This window comes from Blastococcus sp. SYSU D00868, from assembly GCF_054050575.1.
Genome location: NZ_JBJGZO010000007.1, coordinates 61,019 through 82,119, shown reverse-complemented (window position 1 = coordinate 82,119; position 21,101 = coordinate 61,019). Strand labels below are relative to the sequence as shown.

The following is a 21,101-nucleotide window of genomic DNA, read 5'->3' as shown; positions in this document are numbered from 1 at the left end:
ACGACGAGCCGCTGTAGACGAGGCGTTGCAGATGACCCCGACCCCGCCCCTGCTGATCAGCCCGGCCTGGCTGATCGGCGGCCTGCGCAACGTGCCCGGCTACCTGGCCACCGACGGCACCGGGCTGACCTTCGTCAGCGACGAGCCGGTCTTCGACGTGCTCCTGCGCCAGGTCACCGACGTCTCCTGGCCGTGGTGGTGGTTCGGCGGCGGGCTGAAGCTGACCGCGGCCGGCCGGCCCTGGAAGATCACCTTCGTCCGGCCCAACGGGATGCCGCCGCCGCACCCGTCGATGCTGGCCACCGGGGTCGGCGTCCTCGCGCTGCTGGGCGGCGCGGCCGGCACGGTGCACGACATCCAGGCGCTGCGCGGCCTGGCCGACATCGGCACCGGCCGGGAGGCCGGCCGCCGGTGGCGGCAGGTGCTGCCGGGCTGAGCCCCGCGCGCCGCGCTTGCGGTCGGCGCCGCGGACGCCGACGGTGGCCGGGTGGACCCCTTCCGACTGCCGCGCATCCCCGGCCTCACGGAGCTGCTCGGCCTGCTGCAGACGCAGACCGAGGCGCTCGCCTCGCTGCCCCGCACGCTCACCGACCTCAACGGCGCGGTCCGCGAGCTGATCACCGCCACCCGGACGGCGACCGCGGCCATCGCCTCGGCCCAGCGCACCGCGGAGCGGCTCGAGGCGCTCGTGGAGGAGCTGGAGGAGCCGGTCCGGGCGCTCAGGCCGGGGCTGGTGCGGGTCGGCAAGGTGCTCGACGACCCGGTCGTGGACACGCTGCCCGACACCCTGCGCCGGCTGTCGGACGACCTGCTGCCCATCGTGTCCGGGCTGCGCCAGGCCCAGTCCCGGGTGGAGTCGGTCACCGGGCTGCTGCGCCGCCGGAACCGGGACGACGACTGAGCACGAACGCGAACGGCTCGTCGAGCCCGCGCATGTCCATGACGCCCAGCAGCGCGTCCTCGCCGGCCCGGCGGAACACGTCGATCACCGGCAGCGCGTCGTAGACGATCGCCGCGGTGACCACCCCGCGGTGCTCGACGGCGCGCACGCGGGCGCCGGGCCGGCGGGCGCGCAGCAGCGGCCGGACGGCGGCGAAGCCGGCCCGGGCCGCCCCTGTCCGCGCGAGCCACGGCGCCCGGCGCAGCAGCCCCAGCGGCGCGGGCCACGGCGCGACCGGCCGCGGGACGCCGCGGCGGTCGGCGAACAGCAGCGGGTGCACCGTCTCCAGGTCGACGACGTCCTTGCCCCACCAGCCGTGCCGCGGGAGCAGCCCGTCGAGGCGGCTGCCGCTCGGCAGCTCGGCCCCGCGCCAGCGCCCGACCAACTCCTCCGGCGCGACGGGGTCCAGGGAGTCGAACAGCGCCAGCACGCCCCGGGCGGTGCTCACGTGGTGAGGCCCCCGGGCAGCCGGGTGGCGGCGTCGGTGCGCGCGGCCGCCACCTGCGGGCGGGTGAGGAACAGCGCGTCGCCGAGGTCGGCGCCGCGCAGGTCGGCCCCCCGCAGGTCCGCGCCCAGGAGGTCCGCGCCGCGCAGGTCGGCCCGGCGCAGGTCCGCGCCGAGCAGCAGGGCGCCGCGCAGGCAGCCGGCCCGCAGGTCGGCGCCGCGCAGGTCCGCGCCGACGAGGTCGGCGCCCGCGCGGTCGCGGCGGGGGCCGGGCAGCCCGGCCCGGACCCGCGCGCTCACCGCGCGCAGCAGGCCGCCGGCCTCGCGGCGCAGCGCCGCGGTGTCCAGGGCGGCGAGCTCCCCGGGGCCGGCGTCCCGCAGCGCGCGGGCGCGGTCGCGGGCGGCCGCCAGCTCGCCCCGCAGCGGGGCGGCCGCCGGCCGGGCCAGCGCCTCGGCGAGGTACCACAGCAGCTCCGACACCTGACGCATCGCGTCGAGGACGGCCGGCGCCTCCGGCTCGCCCCGGGGGTCGCGGCCCCGGTAGGTGACCTGGACGAGCTGCTGCCCGGCGCCGAAGCAGTCGAAGGCGACGCAGCCGGGGAAGCCGCGCTCGGGCAGCCGCTCGTGGATCGTGCAGCGGTCGTCCGGGGCGAGGTTCGGGCAGGGCCGGCCGGCCGGCTTGTCGATCGCGAAGTCGGCGGACGCGGCGAACGGCGGCAGCACGCAGCACAGCGCCGCGCACCGCGCGCAGTCGGCGTGCAGGAGAGCCCGGTCGTCGTCCGGGAGCGCCCCGGCCCCGCGCGCGGAGGGCGTCAGGCGACCGGGCGCTCGAAGGTGACCAGGACACCCTCGACGCCGCCGGGGCCGATGCGGCCCTTCACCTCGACCGAGGTGATCGCCTTGAGCTGCCACCCCTGGCGGGCGTGCTCGTTGAGCACCCTCTCCAGCTTGTCCCCCGACATCTTGCCGCCGAGCAGCCCCTCGCGGAGCTCCTCCACCTTGTACTCGTACCGCCCGGCCATGGCGCCTCCTCGCTGTCGCCCGGCGCGCGGCACGCGCCCGGGACCCCGCAGTCTGCCCGCTCAGCGCGCCGGCGGCGGGGTCTCCTCGTCGGGCGGCGTCCCGGGGCCCGCGGCCGGGGGACGCACCAGATCGGCCACGGCGCCCTCCAGCCGGGCCCACGTGCCGCTCCACTCGACCAGCGGCTCGAGCAGCCGCTCGAAGACCGCCAGCTGCTCGTCGAAGGCCTGCAGCTGGGCGACCATCCCGGCGATGAGCTGCCGCTGGCCGCGCACCGCCTGGTCGATGGCCCGCAGCTGCGCGGCCGACATCGCGCCCGGCGGCGAGGGGAGCCGCGGCAGGGAGAAGCCGCCCGGGACGGCGCCGGCGGCCAGCCCGCGCGCGCGGTCGGTGAAGGTCCGCAACTGGGCCACGAAGTCCTCGACGGACCGGGGCACCCGGTTGCCACCCGCCGGCTCCTGCTCGGTCACCGATCTCCCCTCCGACCCGGCCGGCGCGGGTCCCCCGTCGCACAGTCTGCCCCGGCCGCGGCCGCGTCGTGCCACGCTGGGGGCGTGCTGCTGCTCGCACACGCGGTGTCCGTCGTGCACGCGCTGGTGGTCGCGTTCATGCTGACCGGCGCCCTGCTGGCGCTGCGGTGGCCCCGGCTGGCCTGGGTGCACGCACCCGTGGCCGGCGCCGTGCTGGCGGTCAACCTGGCCGGGATGCCGTGCCCGCTGACGGAGCTGGAGCTGGCGCTGCGGGCCGAGGCCGGCGCGGCGGGGTTCACCGGCGGCTGGCTCGGCCACCACGTGTTCTCGCCCGTCGGGCTCGACGTGCAGGCGACCGCGGTGCAGGTGGGCATGTACACCGTGGCCCTGGGCGCGAACGCGGTCGGCTACGGCCTCCTGCTGGCTCGCCGCCGGACGGCGCTCAGCCGCTGACCAGCGCCCGCAGCGTCTCCGCGTTGCGCACGGCGTGGCCCTCGCCGTCGTTGTTGAAGTACGCGTAGACGTCGCGGCCCTGGGCCCGCCACTCCCCCACCCGGTCGGCCCACCAGCGCAGGTCCTCGTCGGGGTAGGACCCGGCGTAGAGGTGTTCGCGGTCCGGGCCGTGCAGCCGGACGTAGACGAACGGCGCGGTCGCCCGCAGCACGCAGGGCAGCCCGGCGCCGCTCATCACGACGTAGGCCGCGCCGTGCCGCTCGAGCAGCGCGAACACCTCGTCGGCGTGCCAGCTGGGGTGGCGGAACTCCACGGCGACCCGCATCCACCCCGGCAGCCGCTGCAGGAAGTACCGCAGCCGCTCGTCGTCCCGCTCGTGCGCCGGGTGCAGCTGGACGAGCAGCACGGCGCGCTTGTCGCCGAGCTCGTGCCAGGCCTCGGTCAGCCGCGGCACCCACGGCTCTGGGGCGTAGAGCCGCTTGGCGTGGGTGAGCCCGCGGGGCGCCTTGACCGAGAGCGCGAACCCCGGGGGCAGCCGCCGGCGCCAGCCCGCGAAGGTCGCCGTCCGCGGCCAGCGGTAGAAGCTGGCGTTGAGCTCCACGGTGTCGAACCGGCGCACGTAGTGCGCGAGCCGGTCCCGGGAGGGCGTCCCCGGCGGGTAGAGGACGCCCTCCCAGTGGTCGTAGCTCCAGCCGGAGGTGCCGACGTGGACCGCGGTCAGCGGCGCATCCCCGCCAGCTTCGTGACGGCGGCCAGCAGCGTGCCGTAGCCGCCCGGCGCGACCCGCACCAGCACGTCGGGCACCTTGGCGCTGACCCCGATGAGCAGCCGTGGCCTCCGCTTCTCGACGGCGTCGACGATGAGCGCCGCGGCCTTCTCGGCGGGGAAGGTCAGCAGCTTGGCGAAGTCGGCCTTGCCCTGCGCGGCCTCCTCGGCGTCGACGCCGCTGGCCACCCGCGCGGTCTCGGCGATCCGGGTGCGGATGCCGCCGGGGTGCACGCTGGTCACGCCGACGCCGTCCTCGGCCAGCTCGTGCCGCAGCGCCTCGGTGAACCCGCGGACGGCGAACTTGCTGGAGCTGTAGGCGGCCTGCCCGGCCGGCGCCATGAGGCCGAACAGGCTGCTCAGGTTGACCACGTGCGAGCCGGGGTGGGCCTTGAGCGTGGGCAGGAACGTCTTGGTCAGCCGGACGACGGCGCGGAAGTTGATCTCCATGACCCAGTCGAACTCGTCGAGGGTCACCTGGTCGAACCGGCCGCCGAGGGCGACGCCGGCGTTGTTGACCAGCAGCGTCACGTCCGGGTGCGCGGCGACCAGCTCGTCGGCGACCCGCTGGGTGGCGACCGGGTCGGCCAGGTCGACGACGGCGGTCGCCACCGAGACCCCCGGGTGCGCCGCCCGCACACCCGCGGCGACGTCGGCCAGCCGCTCGGCGTCGCGGTCGACGAGCACCAGGTCGCTGCCGCGGGCGGCGAGCAGCGGCGCGAGGGCGGCGCCGATGCCGCTGGCCGCGCCGGTCACGAGCGCCGTCCCCCCGGCGAAGCGGTAGGCCTCCATCAGGCGGCCGCCTGCACGTGCGCGGGCTGCTTGCGGGAGAACCGGATGCCCTCGTCCTCCACCGGGCCGCGGCGCAGCAGGACCAGGTCGCGGATGTAGTTCTGGTAGAGCTTCCACGGCGCCCGGCCGCCCTGCTTGGGCAGCGCGGTGAGGCTGCGCTGCACGTACCCCGAGGTCAGGCCGAGGAACGGCTCGCGCTCGGGGTCGGCGGGCGCGAGCGGGGTCGCGATCGCCGTGCCGGTCCGCTCCATGTGCGCCAGCAGCCGGGTCACGTAGCGGGCGACGAGATCGGCCTTCAGCGTCCAGGAGGCGTTGGTGTAGCCGATGGTCATCGTGAAGTTCGGGACGCCGGAGATCATCATCCCCTTGTAGGAGACGGTCTCCGACAGCTCCACGGGGGCGCCGTCGACGGTGAGGTCCATGCCGCCGATCGGCAGCAGGTTCAGCCCGGTCGCGGTCACGATCACGTCAGCGTCGAGGTGCTGCCCGGACTCGAGCTCGATGCCCGTCTCGTCGAAGCGCGCGATCCGGTCGGTGACGATCGAGGCCTTCCCGTCGCGGATCACGCGGAACAGGTCGCCGTCGGGGACGACGCACAGCCGCTGGTCCCACGGGTCGTAGGGCGGGGTGAAGTGCGTGTCGACGTCGAAGCCGGCCGGCAGCTGCTGCTCCTGGGCCTTGCGCAGGACCTTCTTCATCACCGCGGGCCGGCGGCGGGACAGCTGGTAGGAGGCCATCGACAGCAGCACGCTCTTCCACCGGATCACCGGGTAGACGACGCGCTGGGGCAGGAAGCGGCGCAGCGACTCGGCGAGCTTGTCGCGGCCCGGCAGGGAGACGACGTAGGTCGGGGTGCGCTGCAGCATCGTGACGTGCGCGGCCTGCGGGGCGAGGCTGGGCACGAGGGTGACGGCGGTGGCGCCGCTGCCGATGACGACGACGCGCTTGCCGGTGACGTCGAGGTCCTCGGGCCAGTGCTGGGGGTGCACGACCTGCCCGCGGAAGGTCTCGGCGCCCTCGAAGCGGGGGCTGAAGCCCTCGTCGTAGCGGTAGTAGCCGGAGCAGACCGACAGCCAGGAGCAGGTGAGCGTGACGGCCTCACCGGTGTCGGTGCGCTCGGCGGTCACGGTCCACAGCGCGTCGTCCGACGACCACTCGGCCGACAGCACCCGGTGCCGGTAGCGGATCTTGGAGTCCACGCCGTACTCGCGGGCGGTCTCCTCGATGTAGCGGCGGATCGAGGGGCCGTCGGCGATGGCCTGCGGGTCGGTCCACGGCCGGAACGAGTAGCCGAGGGTGAACATGTCCGAGTCCGAGCGGATGCCCGGGTAGCGGAACAGGTCCCAGGTGCCGCCCATCGCCTCGCGGGACTCGAGGATCGCGTAGCTGGTGCCCGGCCGCTCGTCCTCCAGGTGGCAGGCGGCGCCGATGCCGGACAGGCCGGCCCCGACGATCAGGACGTCGACGTGCTCTGCAGTTCCCGCAGTCATGGGACTCCCGCTCTCCTCGGTTGCTCCGGCCATCGTGCACCGTGCCGACGCCGTTGTCGACACGGTGTCGAGAGGTTCAACGAGGTGTCGGCCGTTTGGTTGTGACCGTCAGCCGGGGACCTCGTCGGTGCCGTAGATGGCGCGCAGCCACACGGTCAGCAGGACGTCGAGCAGGGCGTCCTCGGCCAGCCCGGGCTGCCGGCCGGCCAGCGACAGCTGGATCACCCGCTCGTTCATCCAGTTCAGCGCCACGGCGAGGTCGCGGGCCGGCGGCCCCGGTGGGGCGGCGCCGCGGGCGCGCTCGGCCTCGATGGCGGCCGCGGTCTCGGCGACGAAGTCCTCCATGACCGACGACCACAGCGACTGCACCTCGGGGCTGGCGGCCAGCAGCTCGGTCGCGGCGGCGGTGAGGGCGCGGTGGTCGCGGAAGGTGTCGCGCACGGTGACCAGCGCGGCGCGCCACGCGGCGCGCGCCCCCGTCGCGCCGGCCAGGGCGGCGGAGCGGGCGGCGCGGGCCTCGCCGACGACCCGGTCGAGCAGCGCGAGGACGACCGCCTCCTTGGAGGCGAAGTAGAAGTAGAAGGTCGAGCGCGAGATGCCCGCCCCGCGGGCGAGGTCGTCGACGGAGATGTCGGCCAGCGGGCGCTGCTCGAGCAGCCGCTCGGCGGTGGCCAGCAGCGCCCGCTCCCGGTCGTCCCCCGACGGACGGCGCACCCGCCGGCCGCGGGCGGGCGCGGGATCGTCGCCGTCCAGGGGGGTGGCCATGGCCCGGACGCTAGCCGGTGTCGAGGGAGTCGACACCCCGTCGAGCGGGGTGCCGCCCGATCAGGGCAGCCGCCACACGGTCGTCCGGCGCACGCCCGGGCCCTCGGTCTCGGCGATCTCGTACACCGCGGCGGCGACCAGCCGGTCGTGCGGCAGGTAGGGCCGGCCGGGGTCGCCGACGTAGACCGCGCAGCCGGCCGCCCGCGCGCGGTCGAGGAACGGCAGCACCCGCTCGGTCATCGCGCGGTCGTAGCAGACGTCCCCGGCGAGGACGACGTCCACCGGCGGCACCGGGTGGCCGAGGACGTCGCCCAGCGCGCTGATGCCGCGGACGCCGTTGAGGCCGGCGTTGACCCCGACCGCCGTCCGGCTGAAGGGGTCGACGTCGCTGGCCAGCACGCCGGCCGCCCCGGCCAGCGTCGCCGCGATCGCCACCAGCCCGCTGCCCGCGCCGAGGTCGAGCACCCGGCGGCCGGCCACGACCCCGGGGGTGTCGAGCAGAAAGCGCGCCAGCGCCTGACCGCCGGGCCACGCCGCGGCCCAGAACGGCGGCGCCTCGCCGGCACCCCCGGCGTGCACCTCCATCGCCTCCCACAGGGCGACGACGTCGTCGGCCACGTGCAGCCGGACCTCCGGCACGGACGACGGACGGCGCACGGCCGTGTGGGCGCGGACGAACCCGGCGGGCACCGGCACGGCGGTCACGCCGGCCATGGTGCCGTCCCGGCACGGCCCCCTCGCAGGGGACCGTGCCGAGCGTGCGAGGCGCGGGGGGCGAGGGGGTCCTTCGTCAGTACCAGCCGGTGGACTGCGAGTGGGCCCAGGCGGCGCAGGGGCTGCCGTAGCGGTTCTCGATGTAGATCAGACCGGCGTCGATCTGGCGGTAGCCGTCGCTGGTCTTGGCGATCCCGGTGCTCGCCCACGTCGAGTTGAGGAACTGCGGGATCCCGTAGGCGGTGCTCGTCGGGTTCTGCGCGTTGGGGTTCCAGCCGCTCTCCCGGCCCCAGAGGGACTCGAGGCAGGAGAACTCCGAGGCGCTGCCGACCTGGGCCAGCGCGTAGTCCTTGAACGAGCCGCGCGGGGCGGCCGAGGAGGACGACGAGGCGGCCGGCGCGGGGGCGGGAGCCGGGGCGCTGGCGGCCTCGGCGGCCTCCCGGGCGGCCTGGGCCTCGGCGGCGGCCTGCGCCTCCGCGGCGGCCTGCGCCTCGGCGGCGGCGCGGGCGGCGGCCTCGGCCGCGGCGGCCTCGGCGGCGCGCCGGTCGAGCTCGGCCTGGTCGGCGGCCTGCTGGGCCTGGGCCGCGCCGACGGCGGCCTCGCCGCGCTCGGAGCGGGAGGCGGCGAGGTCGCCGAGCCCGGCCAGGTCCGGCGAGCCGGCGGCGGCGGGGGCGGTGCCGTCGACGCCGAGCGCCTGGGCGACGCTCACGGACTCGGTGACGGGGGCGTCGGCGGACGCGGTGGTCTCACCGGTGGCCACCACGCTCACCAGGACGCCGCCGGCGGCGGCAGCGGCGAGCAGCAGGCCGGGGCGGCGGGCGCGCAGCGGCGAGCGGAGGCGGCGGAAGCGGGTGTTGTGCTGCGAGGACATGCGGGGAGGACTCCGAGGGAGAGTGCGCACGCGACACCGGCGTCCTCCCAGGAGGGCGCGCGGGTGGTGCTGGTGTCTTCGGGGGGCCCGGGGGCGCGTTGGAGCGCCCTCCCGGGAGCGGGGCGGGTGCGGGCGGCGGGCTAGCCGAGCTGAGCGCGCCGGCGGCACCTGCGGGCCGCGGGAGCCCGGAGGCGGGGCATGCGGAGACTCTCCGTTCCTTCCGTGGCCGCCTACCGAGTTAGCTGACGGGTTCGGGCGGGAAGAAGCCCTACCCGCCCTCGAGCGCGGCTCGAGGGGCGGGATTCACCCCAGTACTGCGGTGGGTCCCCGGCTCGCTCCCGCGGTGCGGTCGCGACTCGGCGGCGTCCGGCCGAACTCCCCGGGCGGGGACGAGACGACCAGCCGGACGACAGCCACCGTAGGTCCGTTATCGGCCCGTGACAATGTCGGGGTGGGAATCCGCTGCGTGACGGTCGTCGCCCCAGTGGTCACACCCGTCCGCCGGACCCCTCGGGGCGGGACGCTGCGTGACCGGCGTCCGGCCTGGTCAGGAGGCGACGAGCGCCCGCTCCCCGGCCTCGTCGGGCAGGGCGACGACCTGCAGGGCGACGTCGACCTGCTCGCGCAGCCGGCGCAGCGAGCCCCGCGCCTCGTCCCGCTGCCGGCGCAGCTCGGCGACCTCGGCGACCAGCTCCGCCTGCTGGGCGGCCGCGGCGGTCCGGGCGGCGTCGAGCTCCCGCCGCGCGGCCTCCAGCTCGGCGGCCGCCTGCTCGCGGACGGCGACCGCGGCCGCCCGCAGGTCGGCGACGTTGCGCAGCCGGGCCTCGGCCTCCTCGCGGGCCTCCCGGCGGATCCGCTCGGCCTCGGCCTCCGCGGCGGCGGTCAGCACCGCGGCGTGCTCGGCGGCGTCGACGAGCAGCTGCCGCGCCGGGTCGGCCTGCGGGGCGGCGTCCCGCTCTCGCGCGAGCTGGGCCAGGCGCCGGCGGGCCTCCTGCAGCTCGGAGGAGGAGGCGGCGTACCGGCTGAGCAGGTGGTCGCTCTCGCGGCGGGCCGCGGCGATCTCCGCCTCGGCCCAGGCGACGTAGTTGTCGACCTGCAGCCGGTCGTAGCCGCGCAGCGCGCCGGTGAAGCACGGCCCGGTGCCCAGCAGCCCCTCGAGCGCGCCGGGCGCGGCGGTGCGGGGGGCGCCTGCCCCGGTGCCGCCGGCCGGCGTCGGGTCCAGGACCGCACCCCGCATCGCCATGTCGTCCCCCTCCGCAGTCCGGGCCGTGCCGGCGTCCGCCGTCCGCGACGCGCGCCGTCGGTCTGCCCGGAGACTCCCGGACGGGGGCGGGTCGGGGACGGTCCGCGCAGGTCACGGATCGGGCACGACGGAGGGGTCCCACCCGGCGTACCGGCGCCCTCACGCAGCGCTGTGGGGGCCGCCGGCGGACGGGCAGCGGGGGACGCGGCCGGACCGGGCCCCGGGGTGCGGGGCCCGGTCCGGCCGTCCCGTGCGGGTCGCCGGCCCAGCCGGCCGGGGTGGCGCGCTAGAGCGCCCCGCCGGTCATCGGCCGGATCATCGACTCCTGGGTGACGCTCGCGACCAGCCGGCCGTCCTCGGTGAAGACCTCGCCGACGCCGAAGGCACGGCCACCGCCGGTGAACGTGCTGCGCAGCGCGTAGAGCAGCCACTCCCCCGCGGCGACGTCGTCGTGGAAGAACACCGTGTGGCTGAGCACGCCCGTGGACAGCGACCGGTGGGCGAGGCTGAGGCCGACACCCTCGTGCGGCCGCATCGCCGCGCCCAGGAACGAGTTGGTGCTCGCCCAGGTCAGCAGCGCCTGCGCGACGTCCCGCTCGGTCCGGTCGGTGGCCCAGCGCGACCAGTACTGCAGCTCGGGCGGCCCGACCAGGGCCGGGTCGAACACGTCGACGCCGCCGACGGTGCGCTGCTCGTGCCCCTGCAGGTGGCTGTCCTGAGCCGGGGCGTCGTCCGGTCCGCCGGTGGCCGGCGGCTCGCTGTCGTGCCGGATGACGTCGGCCTCGTCGGCGCCGAGCAGCAGCAGCGACCGGGCGAGCCTCCGCTCCCCCTGGCCGACCGTCACCGTGATCGACGCCAGGGAGCGGCCCTCGTGGAAGCGGTCCACCTCCAGCGTGACCGGCTGGTCGGCCCGCCCGGTGCGGGCGAAGGTCGAGTGCACCGAGGTGACGTGCTTGCCGCCGGCCTCCGCGGTGGCGGCCACGATCGCCTGGGCGATCATCTGCGCGCCCGCGACGACCGGGCCCTCGGTGGCCAGGCACTGCCCGACGTAGCGGCCCTCGCCGGTCTTCTCCAGCTCCAGCACCCGCAGGACGTCGTCCACCGTGGGACGCGCGACCGTCTCGCTCACGCCGTGCTCCCGTTCGCGGCGGCCTTCTCGGCCTGGATGGTGCCCTGGATGCCGTCCTCGGCGCGGGCGCCGGGGAAGCCGTCCTCGTGGATCGTCGACCAGTGGGCGTGGTTGAGCTCGTGCAGGGTGAAGCAGGCCTTGAGCGCGTTCTGGAAGCCCATGTTGTCCTGGCTCTGGTTGACCGACTCCTTGATCAGCAGCGCGGTCATCGTGGGCAGCGCGGCGATCCGCCGGGCGAGGGTGAGCGTGCCCTCGGCCAGCTCCTCGCGGGAGAACACCTTGCTGACCATGCCCAGCGCGTGCGCCTCGCGGGCGTCGATCGAGTCGCCGGTGAGCAGCAGCTCCTTGGTCTTGCGCGGCCCGAACTCCCACGGGTGGGCGAAGTACTCCACCCCGCACATGCCCAGCCGCTGGCCGACGACGTCGGAGAACAGGGTGTCCTCGGCGGCCACGATCAGGTCGCAGGCCCACATGAGCATCAGCCCGGCCGACATCACGTTGCCGTGGACCTCCGCGATGGTGATCTTGCGGATGTCGCGCCAGCGGCGGGTGTTCTGGAAGTAGTAGTGCCACTCCTGCAGGAACAGCTTCTCCGGGCCCAGCCGGGTGCCGCCGTCGATCTTCGTGGTCGGGTGCTGGTCGGGGCCCGGCGTCCACTCGACGATCGACTGCTTGGAGCCGGTGTCGTGCCCGGCGGAGAACATCGTGCCCTCGGCGCCCAGGATGATCACGCGGACCCGGTCGTCCATCTCGGCGGCCCGGAAGGCCTCGTCGAGCTCGACGAGCATGCCGCGGTTCTGGGCGTTGCGCTGCCGCGGCCGGTTCAGGTTGATCCGGACGATCGCGCCGTCGTCGTAGGAGTCGGTGGTGATGAACTGGTGGTCCGGCATGGGTCGTCGCCGCCTCTCGCACCCGGCGCCCTCGCCGGGGTTCGGTCCGATGGGGGAACTGCGGGGACGGACACGGCTGAGGCGCCGGCCGGACGGTCGAACGCGTCCGGCCGACGCCTCAGGTCGTGCCCGTGCGGATCAGGCGGCGATGACCGTGTCGTCGGCCGCGAAGCCGAAGAGCTTGTTCAGGTTGCCGCCCATGACCTTGGCCTTGTCCTCGTCGGAGAGGCCCTCGAGCTCGTTCATGTACTCGATCGGGTCGTGCAGGCCCTCCGGGTGCGGGTAGTCCGACCCGAAGACGACGTTGTCGACGCCCATGGCCTCGATGACGCCGAGCACGTCCTCCTCGAAGAAGGGGTGCAGCATGATCGAGCGGCGCAGCGCGACCACCGGGTCCTCGTCGAACGCGCCCGGGTTGCGGCCGTAGACCTTCTCCATCGTGCCGATGAGGGGCTTGAGCCAGGCGCTGCCGTTCTCCACCGGCATGAACCGGATGTCGGGGAACCGGGTCGCCAGGCCGTGGCCGACGATGGACGCCACCGTGTCCTTGATGCCGCGGTACTCGGCCGAGACGAGCGCGTGGAAGCCCGAGTTCCTCACGAAGGGCAGGTGCTCGCCCTGGCGGCCCTCCCACTCGTTGAGGTAGCGGGTCTGGCCGTCGTCGGAGGAGTGCATGCCCACGACGATCCCGGCCTCCTGGACGCGGGCCCAGAACGGGTCGTACTCCGGCAGGGCGAACGAGCGGCGGCGGCCGTTGTAGCCGGGGACCGGCGCCGGGCGGATCAGGATGGCCTTGGCGCCGTTCTCCAGGACGTAGTCGAGCTCGGCGAGCGCCTTGTCCAGGATCGGCAGGGTGATCACCGGGGTCGGGAAGATCCGGTTCTCGTAGTTGAAGGTCCAGTGCTCGAGCATCCACTCGTTGAGCGCGTGCACCATCACGTGCGTGGCGTCCGGGTCGTCGGCCAGCCGCTCCTCCAGCAGCGACGCCAGCGTCGGCCACATGACCGCGCGGTCCAGGCCCAGCTCGTCGAGGACCGGCAGCCGGTCGGCGGGGTTGAAGAACGCCGGCGGCGACTCGATCGTCTTGGGCGGCATGCCCTCGATCGTCTTGCGCTCCTCGTTCGTCGTCTCGCCGAAGCTGGTCTTGTTGCTCAGCGGCTTGTGCTTCGAGGACGGGTTCTTCGCGCGGAACTCGAGCTCCAGGGCCCCGGGAGGCGCGACCTTGTTGAAGGTCGGGTTCGGGATGTACTCGCTGATGACGTTGCGCAGCGCGATCTTGGTGCGGCCGTTCACCTGGACGTACTTGACCAGGCCCGCGTACTCGGCCGGGAGGTACTTGGTGAAGGCGTCGGTGGTCTCGTAGAAGTGGTTGTCGGCGTCGAACACCGGGAACGGCAGGCGTCGGGACACGGAGGTCCTCTCCTCATCGTGCGGACACGCGCCCGGCCAGGGCGATCGGCCTCCGGGAGCGCGCGGGGAACAGCGGCGATCCGAACGTAGCAGTGGGCTGAGTCACCCTCAAGGTTCTGAATACGATTCATCCAGAACTGTCGAAGTGTTCTGCGGCACAGCCTGCCCCGCGGCGGACGCGACGGCGCGGCCGGGGGCCGCGGGCGCGCCCACCCGGCCGGCCGGCGCGCCCGCCGGCCCCGGCCCCGGGTGCACCGGGGCCGGGGGCGGCGGGGTCGTCGCTCAGGCCGCGGCGGGCAGGGCGCCGCTGTCGGCCGAGTAACCGAGCAGCTGGTTGAGGTTGCCGCCCATGATCTTGGCCTGGTCGGCCGTGGGCAGGGTGTCGATCTCGTCGATGAAGCTCGTCGGGTCGTGCAGCCCCTCCGGGTGCGGGTAGTCCGAGCCGAAGACGACGTTGTCGGCGCCGATCGCGTCCACCACGCCGAGGATGTCCTCCTCGAAGAACGGGTGGATCATGATCGACCGCTTGAGCGCGACCAGCGGGTCCTCGTCGAAGGCGCCGGGGTTGCGGCGGTAGACCTTCTCCATCGTGGTCTGCAGCGGCTTGAGCCAGGCGCTGCCGTTCTCCACCGGCATGAACCGGATGTCGGGGAACCGGGTCGCCAGGCCGTGGCCGACGATCGAGGTGACCGTGTCCTTGATGCCGCGGTACTGGGCGCCGAGGATCCTGGAGAAGCCCGACGGCTTCTGGCCGAACGGCAGGAACTCCCCGCGGTGCCCCTCCCACTCGTTGAGGTAGCGCTGCTGGCCGTCGTCGGAGGAGTGCATCCCCACCAGGATCCCGGCCTCCTGCACCCGGGCCCAGAACGGGTCGTACTCCGGCAGCGCGAACGAGCGGCGGCGGCCGTTGTAGCCGGGGACGGGCGCCGGGCGGATCAGGATGGCCTTGGCGCCGCGCTCGACGACGTAGTCGAGCTCGGCCAGGGCCTTGTCGACCAGCGGCAGCGTGATGACCGGGGTCGGGAAGATCCGGTCCTCGAAGTTGTAGGTCCAGTGCTCGTGCATCCACTCGTTGAGCGCGTGCACCATCACGTGCGTGGCGTCCGGGTCGTCGGCCAGCCGCTCCTCCAGCAGCGACGCCAGCGTCGGCCACATGATCGCCCGGTCGATGTTGAGCTCGTCGAGCAGCTGCAGCCGGGGCCCGGGGTCGAAGAACGCCGGCGGCGACTCGATGTACTTCGGCGGCATCCCGGCGAGGTTCTCGTCGCCGGCCTTCTTCTCGAGGAACTGGCCCGCGCCGCCGACCGGGACGTGCTTGGACGACGGGTTCTTGGCGCGGAACTCCAGCTCCTGGGCGCCGGGCGGGGCGACCTTGTTGAAGGTCGGGTTCGGGATGTACTCGCTGATGGTGTTCTTCAGCGCGATCTTGGTGCGGCCGTTGATCTGCACGTACTTGACCAGGCCCGCGTACTCCGGGGGGAGGTACTTGGTGAAGGCGTCGGTGGTCTCGTACATGTGGTTGTCGGCGTCGAACACCGGGAAGTCGAGCCGTCTCGACACGGGCCTCTCCTCGTCGTCGGGGGGGCGGGCGGGGTGGTCAGGGGTGCGCCGGCCGGGCACGCCTCCGCACCGGGGCGAGCCGGACACTAGTAGGTGTCCTGAGTCACCTTCAACGCCCTGAACACTCCTCAGCGCCGCCCCGGTGCTGGCAGACTGTGACCGTGCCGGCAGTCCCGGGGGCCGACCCCCGCACCCCCACGGGGAGCTCCCGACCCGGGGCGCGCGCCTCCGGGTCAGCCCTGCGCGAGGCCGCCGCGGCGGCGCGCGAGCGGCGCCGGCTCGAGCGGCTGGAGAGCGGCCGGCGGGAGATCCTCGACGTCGCCGAGCGGCTGTTCGTCGAGCAGGGCTACGAGGGCACCAGCCTCGAGCAGATCGCCGCCGGCTGCGGGTTCTCGGTCGGCAGCATCTACAACTTCTTCCGCAACAAGGACGCGCTGTACTCGGCCGCCCTCGAGCGGCACGCCGCCTCGCTCGGCCACTCGTTCCGCGCCTCGGCCGAGGCCGCCGCCACCGGCATCGACAAGGTCGTGGCCATGGCCCGCGCCGCCGTGCACGACCTGCGCGGCCACCCCCGGCACGCCCGGCTGACCCTGACGTCGATGGCGGTGGACCTGGACTCGGGCAGCGACCGCAGCTCGCTGCGCGCCGTCCTCGAGGCCTACGCCGAGGGGATCGCCGAGGGGCAGCGCGACGGCACGGTGCGCGCGGGGCACCCGCGCCACCTCGCCCAGTTCGTCGGCGGCCTCGTCCTCGCCCAGGCGCAGGTCGACCCGGAGATCACCGACCGGCCCGCCGGCATCCCGCTCGAGGAGTTCCTCGACATCGTCCGGGGCGCGCTCGCGGCCCCGGCCGCCCGGCCCCGCTGAGGGCGGCCCCTCCCCCGCCGGGAATGCGCCCGGCGCCGCCCCGGTTGCACGCACCGATAGTTGAGATCTCAACCGAAGAGGCGGGTCCGATGCAGTTCGGCATCTTCACGGTCAGCGACATCACGACCGACCCCACCACCGGCCGCACCCCCAGCGAGGCGGAGCGGATCCAGGCGGTGGTCCGCATCGCGGAGAAGGCCGAGGAGGTCGGGCTCGACGTCTTCGCCCTCGGCGAGCACCACAACCCGCCGTTCTTCTCCTCCTCCCCCACGACGACGCTGGCGTACATCGCCGCGCGGACGTCGAGGCTCCAGCTGTCCACGGCCACGACGCTGATCACCACCAACGACCCGGTGAAGATCGCCGAGGACTACGCGATGCTGCAGCACCTGGCCGGCGGCCGCGTCGACCTCATGCTCGGCCGCGGCAACACCGGCCCGGTGTACCCGTGGTTCGGCAAGGACATCCGCGACGGCATCCCCCTGGCGGTCGAGAACTACGCGCTGCTGCGCCGGCTGTGGGACACCGACGTCGTCGACTGGCAGGGCCGGTTCCGGACCCCGCTGCAGGGCTTCACCTCCACCCCGCGGCCACTGGACGGCGTGCCGCCCTTCGTCTGGCACGGCTCGATCCGCAGCCCGCAGATCGCCGAGCAGGCCGCCTACTACGGCGACGGCTTCTTCTCCAACCACATCTTCTGGCCCAAGGAGCACACCCAGCGGATGGTGGAGTTCTACCGCCAGCGGTTCGAGCACCACGGCCACGGCAGCGCCGACCAGGCGATCGTCGGCCTCGGCGGGCAGGTGTTCATGCGCAGGAACAGCCAGGACGCCGTCCGGGAGTTCCGCCCCTACTTCGACGAGGCGCCCGTCTACGGCCACGGCCCGTCGCTGGAGGAGTTCAGCCGGGAGACGCCGCTGACCGTCGGCAGCCCGCAGCAGGTCATCGAGCGCACGCTCGGCTTCCGCGACTACGTCGGCGACTACCAGCGGCAGCTGTTCCTGATCGACCACGCCGGCCTGCCGCTGAAGACCGTGCTCGAGCAGCTGGACCTGCTCGGCGAGGAGGTCGTGCCGGTGCTGCGGCGGGAGTTCGCCGCCCGCCGGCCGGCGCACGTGCCCGACGCCCCCACGCACGCCTCGCGGGTCGCCGCCCGCGGCGGTGCCGCGGACGGCACCGTGCACGCCGCCGACGACGTCACCGGCCGCACCGCCGAGGAGGTGCCGACCCGATGAGCACCCGCACCCTCGCCGTGGTGAGCGCCGGGCTGAGCACCCCGTCGTCGACGCGGCTGCTGGCCGACCGGCTCACCGCCGCCACCGTCGACGCCCTCCGGCGGCGCGGGGACGACGCCACCGTGGAGGTCGTCGAGCTGCGCGAGCACGCCCGCGAGCTCGCCGACCACCTGGTCACCGGGTTCCCGGCCGGCCGGCTGCCGGCCGCGATCGACACCGTCACCGGCGCGGACGGCCTGATCGCCGTCACCCCGGTGTTCAGCGCCTCCTACAGCGGGCTGTTCAAGACGTTCTTCGACGTCCTGGACCCCGACGCGCTGGCCGGCACGCCGGTGCTGCTCGGCGCGACCGCCGGCAGCGCCCGCCACTCGCTGGTCCTCGAGCACGCGATGCGGCCGCTGTTCGCCCACCTGCGGACGGTCCCCGCCCCGACCGCGGTGTTCGCCGCGTCGGAGGACTGGGCCGACGGGGACGGCGGCGCGCTGGTCCCCCGCATCGAGCGGGCCGCGGACGAGCTGGCCGGCCTCGTGGCCGGCCGGCCCGCCCGCACCCCGGTCCGCAGCGGCGACCCGTTCACCGACTTCGTGCCGTTCGACGAGCTGCTGGGCGGCCGCTGACATCCAGCAGGCGGGGCCGGTCACGGGTGGGGGCCCGGCGGGGCGGGTAGCCCTCCGGGTGAGGTGCCGAGTCCCGGCGGCTCGCCCCCAGCCCGAGGAGACCGGCCGTGGAGAACCGCCGGATCGAGGTCCACTGGTCCTGTCCCGCCTGCGAGGTGGGCGGGCAGGACCCCCTGGACGACCACACCGACCACCAGCGCGGGCCGACCTGCTGGAACTGCGGCGGCCCGGTCGTCGTCGACGCCCGGCCGCCCGTCCGCCTGTGGACCGGCCCGGGCGCCGTGTGAGGCGGCCGGGCCGGCCGGCGGGTCAGCCGGTCACGGCGTCGACCGACGCCGGCGCCGACCCGCCCTGCGGTGCGGCGCCGCGCATCAGCCGGGCGATCTCGGCGCGGTCCGCGGCCGACGGCAGCCCCCAGCCGGGCGCGTAGCCATACACCTGGCACAGCGGGGTGGACGACGTCCGGCCGTCGATCAGCTCCACCGCGTCGGTGTCGATCAGCCCCGGGTGCTCGACGCCGCAGGCCTCGGCGACCTTGAGCAGGTCCCGGCGCAGCGTGGCCACGTAGTTGGCCAGCCGCACCGACTTCAGCGCCGGGTCCAGCCCCCGGGCCAGCCAGGCGTTCTGGGTGGCCACGCCGGTGGGGCAGGTGTCGGTGTGGCACTTCTGCGCCTGGATGCAGCCGATCGCCAGCATCGCCTCGCGGCCCACGTTGACCATGTCGCAGCCGAGCGCGAAGGCCACGATCGCGTTGTCCGGCAGGCCGAGCTTGCCGGCGCCGACGAAGGTGACCTGCTCGTGCAGGCCGCGCTGGGCGAACGCCGCGTACACGCGGGCGAAGCCCAGCTGGAAGGGCAGCGACACCGAGTCGGCGAACACCATCGGCGCGGCGCCGGTGCCGCCCTCGCCCCCGTCGACGGTCACGAAGTCCACCCCGCGGCCGGTGGTCGCCATCAGGTCGGTGAGCTCGTCCCAGAAGCCCATGTCGCCGACGGCGGACTTGATGCCGACCGGCAGCCCGGTCTCGGCGGCCAGCAGCTCGACCCAGTCCAGCATGCTGTCGGTGTCGCAGAACTCGGCGTGCCGGGAGGGGCTGACGCAGGTCTCCCCCACCGGGACGCCGCGGGCCGCGGCGATCTCCGGCGACACCTTGGCCGCCGGCAGCACCCCGCCGAGGCCGGGCTTGGCGCCCTGGCTCAGCTTGACCTCCAGCGCCCGCACCGGCGCCCCCGCGACCAGGTCCTTGAGCCGGGCGAGGTCGAACCGGCCCCGCTCGTCGCGGCAGCCGAAGTAGGCGGTGCCGATCTGGAAGACCAGCTCCCCGCCGTGCCGGTGGTGCACCGACAGGCCGCCCTCGCCGGTGTTCTGCAGGCAGCCGGCCAGCGCCGCCCCCCGGTTCAGCGCCTCGATCGCCGTCCCGGACAGCGAGCCGAAGCTCATCGCCGAGACGTTGACGACCGACCGCGGGCGGAACGCCTGCCGCCGGCCGCGCGCGGCGCCGAGCACCTTGGCCGACGGCAGCGGGACGTCGGTCGCCGACGAGGGGTGCGACGGCGGCACGGCGGACCCGAACGTCTTGTGCTTGATGACCGGGTAGCCGCTGGCGTGCTCCAGGTCGTTGTCGGTGCCGAAGCCGAAGTAGTTGTTCTCCCGCTTCGCCGAGGCGTACACCCAGCGGCGCTGGTCGCGGGTGAACGGCCGTTCCTCCTCGTTGCCGGCGACGAGGTACTGGCGCAGCTCGGGCCCGATCGACTCGAGCATGTAGCGGGCGTGCCCGATCACCGGGTAGTTGCGCAGCACGGTGTGCTCCCGCTGCAGCAGGTCCCGGACGGCGACGGCGGCGAGCGCCCCGGCCCCGGCCACGGCGGCGCGGACGATGCCTCTCATGGGATCACCTTGCTCCTCCGCCGCCTCCCCGGCGAGCGGGCGCGGCGCGCGGGCTCAGAGGACGATGCTGAGCACCAGGGCGATGACGAAGCCGATCGTGCCGAGCAGGGTCTCCATGACCGTCCAGGTCTTGAGCGTCGTCTTCTCGTCCATCCGGAAGAACCGGCTGACCAGCCAGAAGCCGGAGTCGTTGACGTGCGACAGCACGGTGGCGCCCGCGGCGATCGCGATGACGACGAGCGCCAGGTCCGACGCGGTCAGGGAGTCGCTGGCCTCGACGACCGGGGCGATGAGCCCGGCCGCGGTGGTCAGCGCGACCGTGGCCGACCCCTGGGCGACCCGCAGCAGCACCGAGATGACGAAGGCCGCGACGATCACCGGCAGCCCGATGTCGCTCAGCACGTCGGCCAGGGCCTGACCGATGCCGCTGGCCCGCAGGACGCCGCCGAACATGCCGCCCGCGCCGGTGATCAGGATGATCGCGCAGACCGGGCCGAGGGCGCTGTTCACCACCGACTCGACCTCCGCGGCGCTGTCGCCCCGGTGCCGGCCGAGCACCCACATCGCGACCAGCACGGTGATCAGCAGCGCGACCGGGGTGGCGCCGACGAGCTGTGCGACGCGGACGACGATCGAGCCCTCGTCGACGGCCCCGGCGGTGGCCAGCGTGCTCATCCCGGTGTTGAGGAAGATCAGCACCAGGGGCAGCAGCAGGACGGCGAGCACGGTGCCGAACGCCGGCGGGCCGGGCCGCCGGACGGCGGTCTCGACCGCGGTGCGGGCCCCGCCCGACGGGGCCGCGACCCCCGGCGCCGTCCCGGCGACCGTGCCCGCGGGCGACGGCGGTGTGGCGGGCGCGGGCTCTTCGCCGTCCTCGGCCGGCGGGACGTCGACGTGGTAGCGCCGGCCGGCCCACACGCCGTACAGGTAGCCGCCGAGCACCCAGGTGGGGAGGCCGATGAGCAGGCCGTACAGCAGCACCAGGCCGATGTCGGCGCCGACGAGCTCGGCCGCGGCCACCGGCCCGGGGTGCGGCGGGACGAAGGCGTGCATGACGGCGAAGGCCCCGGCCACGGGCAGCCCGTAGGTGAGCAGCGACCCGCCGAGCCGGCGGGCGACGGTGAACACGATGGGCAGGAACACGACCAGCCCGGCGTCGAAGAAGATCGGGAACCCGAAGAGCAGCGCCGCCACGCCGAGCGCGAGCGGCGCCCGGTTCTCCCCGAAGCGGCGGATCAGCGTGTCCGCCAGCACCTGCGCCCCGCCGCTGTGCTCGAGCAGCCGGCCCAGCATCGCCCCGAGCCCGACCAGCAGCGCGACGTTGGCCAGGGTGGCACCGAAGCCGCCGGTCAGCGTGTCGACGACGTCCTCCACCGGTACCTGCGCCGCGAGCGCCACGAGCAGGCTGACCAGGATCAGCGCCACGAAGGCGTGCAGCTTGAGCTTCATGATCAGGAAGAGCAGCAGCAGGACGCCGCCCGCCGCGATGAGCAGCAGCGGACCGGCACCCAGAGCGGGTTCGACCTCGGGCATGGCGGGT

At 74.7% G+C, this 21,101-nt stretch carries 24 protein-coding genes and 1 riboswitch; of the genes, 7 read left to right on the top strand and 17 right to left on the bottom strand.

All coding sequences use genetic code 11. From position 1 onward, the window contains the following. The first annotated feature begins 31 nt into the window (after positions 1-31). Together ACI79F_RS08545 and ACI79F_RS08540 are read left to right on the top strand one after the other, a co-directional pair. Positions 32-436: a hypothetical protein gene (locus ACI79F_RS08545; RefSeq protein WP_456545678.1), complete on the top strand. Its 405-nt coding sequence runs from the start codon at positions 32-34 to the stop codon at positions 434-436. A 51-nt stretch (positions 437-487) separates the two neighbouring features. Beyond that, entirely contained in the window at positions 488-901 is a 414-nt protein-coding gene (locus ACI79F_RS08540; protein ID WP_456545679.1) for a hypothetical protein, read from the top strand. Here ACI79F_RS08540 and ACI79F_RS08535 read toward each other — a convergent pair. From ACI79F_RS08535 to ACI79F_RS08520, 4 genes are all read right to left on the bottom strand, one after another. Beyond that, positions 861-1,388, bottom strand: coding sequence for a DUF4334 domain-containing protein (locus tag ACI79F_RS08535; RefSeq protein WP_456545680.1), 528 nt, complete (start codon positions 1,386-1,388; stop codon positions 861-863). The two genes, ACI79F_RS08540 and ACI79F_RS08535, sit on opposite strands and share 41 nt — an antisense overlap. Further along, complete coding sequence (locus tag ACI79F_RS08530) at positions 1,385-2,107, bottom strand: pentapeptide repeat-containing protein (protein WP_456545681.1); 723 nt, start codon at positions 2,105-2,107, stop codon at positions 1,385-1,387. The genes ACI79F_RS08535 and ACI79F_RS08530 overlap by 4 nt, the downstream gene beginning before the upstream one ends. A gap of 89 nt (positions 2,108-2,196) precedes the next feature. Beyond that, positions 2,197-2,406, bottom strand: coding sequence for a DUF4177 domain-containing protein (locus tag ACI79F_RS08525; protein ID WP_456545682.1), 210 nt, complete (start codon positions 2,404-2,406; stop codon positions 2,197-2,199). A 60-nt stretch (positions 2,407-2,466) separates the two neighbouring features. Next, positions 2,467-2,874, bottom strand: a complete 408-nt coding sequence (locus tag ACI79F_RS08520; RefSeq protein ID WP_456545683.1) for a hypothetical protein — start codon at positions 2,872-2,874, stop codon at positions 2,467-2,469. Positions 2,875-2,958: 84 nt separating this feature from the next. On the opposite strand from ACI79F_RS08520, the gene ACI79F_RS08515 reads away from it, so the two are divergent. Next, positions 2,959-3,327, top strand: coding sequence for a DUF2784 domain-containing protein (locus tag ACI79F_RS08515; protein ID WP_456545684.1), 369 nt, complete (start codon positions 2,959-2,961; stop codon positions 3,325-3,327). Here the strand turns inward: ACI79F_RS08515 and ACI79F_RS08510 are convergent. The 11 genes from ACI79F_RS08510 to ACI79F_RS08460 form a co-directional block, all read right to left on the bottom strand. Further along, a complete protein-coding gene (locus tag ACI79F_RS08510; RefSeq protein ID WP_456545781.1) occupies positions 3,317-4,048 on the bottom strand; it encodes a DUF72 domain-containing protein in 732 nt (243 codons plus the stop codon). The two genes, ACI79F_RS08515 and ACI79F_RS08510, sit on opposite strands and share 11 nt — an antisense overlap. Then, complete coding sequence (locus tag ACI79F_RS08505; RefSeq protein WP_456545685.1) at positions 4,045-4,884, bottom strand: SDR family NAD(P)-dependent oxidoreductase; 840 nt, start codon at positions 4,882-4,884, stop codon at positions 4,045-4,047. The genes ACI79F_RS08510 and ACI79F_RS08505 overlap by 4 nt, the downstream gene beginning before the upstream one ends. Continuing rightward, entirely contained in the window at positions 4,884-6,374 is a 1,491-nt protein-coding gene (locus tag ACI79F_RS08500) for a flavin-containing monooxygenase (RefSeq protein WP_456545686.1), read from the bottom strand. The genes ACI79F_RS08505 and ACI79F_RS08500 overlap by 1 nt, the downstream gene beginning before the upstream one ends. Positions 6,375-6,482: 108 nt before the next feature. Then, positions 6,483-7,139 (bottom strand): TetR/AcrR family transcriptional regulator, encoded by a 657-nt coding sequence (locus ACI79F_RS08495; RefSeq protein ID WP_456545687.1) that lies wholly within the window; start codon positions 7,137-7,139, stop codon positions 6,483-6,485. A 60-nt stretch (positions 7,140-7,199) separates the two neighbouring features. Further along, the gene (locus ACI79F_RS08490; RefSeq protein WP_456545688.1) at positions 7,200-7,844 is read right to left on the bottom strand and encodes a class I SAM-dependent methyltransferase; all 645 of its coding nucleotides are present in this window, start codon (positions 7,842-7,844) and stop codon (positions 7,200-7,202) included. An 85-nt stretch (positions 7,845-7,929) separates the two neighbouring features. After that, positions 7,930-8,724, bottom strand: a complete 795-nt coding sequence (locus tag ACI79F_RS08485; protein WP_456545689.1) for an aggregation-promoting factor C-terminal-like domain-containing protein — start codon at positions 8,722-8,724, stop codon at positions 7,930-7,932. A 212-nt stretch (positions 8,725-8,936) separates the two neighbouring features. After that, positions 8,937-9,096: riboswitch (cyclic di-AMP (ydaO/yuaA leader) on the bottom strand. A 175-nt stretch (positions 9,097-9,271) separates the two neighbouring features. Next, complete coding sequence (locus tag ACI79F_RS08480) at positions 9,272-9,967, bottom strand: DivIVA domain-containing protein (protein WP_456545690.1); 696 nt, start codon at positions 9,965-9,967, stop codon at positions 9,272-9,274. Between the two features lie 286 nt (positions 9,968-10,253). Next, on the bottom strand, positions 10,254-11,096 hold the full coding sequence (locus ACI79F_RS08475; RefSeq protein WP_456545691.1) for an acyl-CoA thioesterase: 843 nt from the start codon (positions 11,094-11,096) through the stop codon (positions 10,254-10,256). Next, the gene (locus ACI79F_RS08470) at positions 11,093-11,986 is read right to left on the bottom strand and encodes an enoyl-CoA hydratase (protein ID WP_456545692.1); all 894 of its coding nucleotides are present in this window, start codon (positions 11,984-11,986) and stop codon (positions 11,093-11,095) included. The genes ACI79F_RS08475 and ACI79F_RS08470 overlap by 4 nt, the downstream gene beginning before the upstream one ends. A 138-nt stretch (positions 11,987-12,124) precedes the next feature. After that, entirely contained in the window at positions 12,125-13,396 is a 1,272-nt protein-coding gene (locus ACI79F_RS08465; RefSeq protein ID WP_456545693.1) for an amidohydrolase family protein, read from the bottom strand. Positions 13,397-13,678: 282 nt separating this feature from the next. Further along, positions 13,679-14,956 carry an amidohydrolase family protein gene (locus tag ACI79F_RS08460; RefSeq protein WP_456545694.1) on the bottom strand — a complete coding sequence of 426 codons (1,278 nt, stop codon included), beginning with the start codon at positions 14,954-14,956 and terminating at the stop codon, positions 13,679-13,681. Between the two features lie 161 nt (positions 14,957-15,117). On the opposite strand from ACI79F_RS08460, the gene ACI79F_RS08455 reads away from it, so the two are divergent. The 4 genes from ACI79F_RS08455 (at position 15,118) to ACI79F_RS08440 (ending at position 17,961) form a co-directional block, all read left to right on the top strand. Continuing rightward, complete coding sequence (locus ACI79F_RS08455; RefSeq protein WP_456545695.1) at positions 15,118-15,822, top strand: TetR/AcrR family transcriptional regulator; 705 nt, start codon at positions 15,118-15,120, stop codon at positions 15,820-15,822. A gap of 89 nt (positions 15,823-15,911) precedes the next feature. Continuing rightward, positions 15,912-17,057 (top strand): LLM class flavin-dependent oxidoreductase, encoded by a 1,146-nt coding sequence (locus ACI79F_RS08450; protein WP_456545696.1) that lies wholly within the window; start codon positions 15,912-15,914, stop codon positions 17,055-17,057. After that, positions 17,054-17,674 carry an FMN reductase gene (locus ACI79F_RS08445; RefSeq protein WP_456545697.1) on the top strand — a complete coding sequence of 207 codons (621 nt, stop codon included), beginning with the start codon at positions 17,054-17,056 and terminating at the stop codon, positions 17,672-17,674. The genes ACI79F_RS08450 and ACI79F_RS08445 overlap by 4 nt, the downstream gene beginning before the upstream one ends. A 107-nt stretch (positions 17,675-17,781) precedes the next feature. Next, positions 17,782-17,961 (top strand): hypothetical protein, encoded by a 180-nt coding sequence (locus tag ACI79F_RS08440; protein WP_456545698.1) that lies wholly within the window; start codon positions 17,782-17,784, stop codon positions 17,959-17,961. 22 nt (positions 17,962-17,983) lie between these two features. Here the strand turns inward: ACI79F_RS08440 and ACI79F_RS08435 are convergent, their stop codons facing one another. Together ACI79F_RS08435 and ACI79F_RS08430 are read right to left on the bottom strand one after the other, a co-directional pair. Then, the gene (locus ACI79F_RS08435) at positions 17,984-19,561 is read right to left on the bottom strand and encodes an FMN-binding glutamate synthase family protein (protein WP_456545699.1); all 1,578 of its coding nucleotides are present in this window, start codon (positions 19,559-19,561) and stop codon (positions 17,984-17,986) included. Between the two features lie 54 nt (positions 19,562-19,615). Then, positions 19,616-21,094: a GntP family permease gene (locus ACI79F_RS08430; RefSeq protein ID WP_456545700.1), complete on the bottom strand. Its 1,479-nt coding sequence runs from the start codon at positions 21,092-21,094 to the stop codon at positions 19,616-19,618. Positions 21,095-21,101: the final 7 nt, after the last annotated feature.

Excerpts from the sequence above, each read along its gene's own strand:
- ACI79F_RS08435 (WP_456545699.1), bottom strand. The coding sequence starts at position 19,561 with ATGAGAGGCATCGTCCGCGCCGCCGTGGCCGGGGCCGGGGCGCTCGCC.
- ACI79F_RS08545 (WP_456545678.1), top strand. The coding sequence starts at position 32 with ATGACCCCGACCCCGCCCCTGCTGATCAGCCCGGCCTGGCTGATCGGC.
- ACI79F_RS08525 (WP_456545682.1), bottom strand. The coding sequence starts at position 2,406 with ATGGCCGGGCGGTACGAGTACAAGGTGGAGGAGCTCCGCGAGGGGCTG.
- ACI79F_RS08480 (WP_456545690.1), bottom strand. The coding sequence starts at position 9,967 with ATGGCGATGCGGGGTGCGGTCCTGGACCCGACGCCGGCCGGCGGCACC.
- ACI79F_RS08500 (WP_456545686.1), bottom strand. The coding sequence starts at position 6,374 with ATGACTGCGGGAACTGCAGAGCACGTCGACGTCCTGATCGTCGGGGCC.
- ACI79F_RS08445 (WP_456545697.1), top strand. The coding sequence starts at position 17,054 with ATGAGCACCCGCACCCTCGCCGTGGTGAGCGCCGGGCTGAGCACCCCG.
- ACI79F_RS08495 (WP_456545687.1), bottom strand. The coding sequence starts at position 7,139 with ATGGCCACCCCCCTGGACGGCGACGATCCCGCGCCCGCCCGCGGCCGG.
- ACI79F_RS08485 (WP_456545689.1), bottom strand. The coding sequence starts at position 8,724 with ATGTCCTCGCAGCACAACACCCGCTTCCGCCGCCTCCGCTCGCCGCTG.
- ACI79F_RS08450 (WP_456545696.1), top strand. The coding sequence starts at position 15,912 with ATGCAGTTCGGCATCTTCACGGTCAGCGACATCACGACCGACCCCACC.
- ACI79F_RS08430 (WP_456545700.1), bottom strand. The coding sequence starts at position 21,094 with ATGCCCGAGGTCGAACCCGCTCTGGGTGCCGGTCCGCTGCTGCTCATC.
- ACI79F_RS08505 (WP_456545685.1), bottom strand. The coding sequence starts at position 4,884 with ATGGAGGCCTACCGCTTCGCCGGGGGGACGGCGCTCGTGACCGGCGCG.
- ACI79F_RS08470 (WP_456545692.1), bottom strand. The coding sequence starts at position 11,986 with ATGCCGGACCACCAGTTCATCACCACCGACTCCTACGACGACGGCGCG.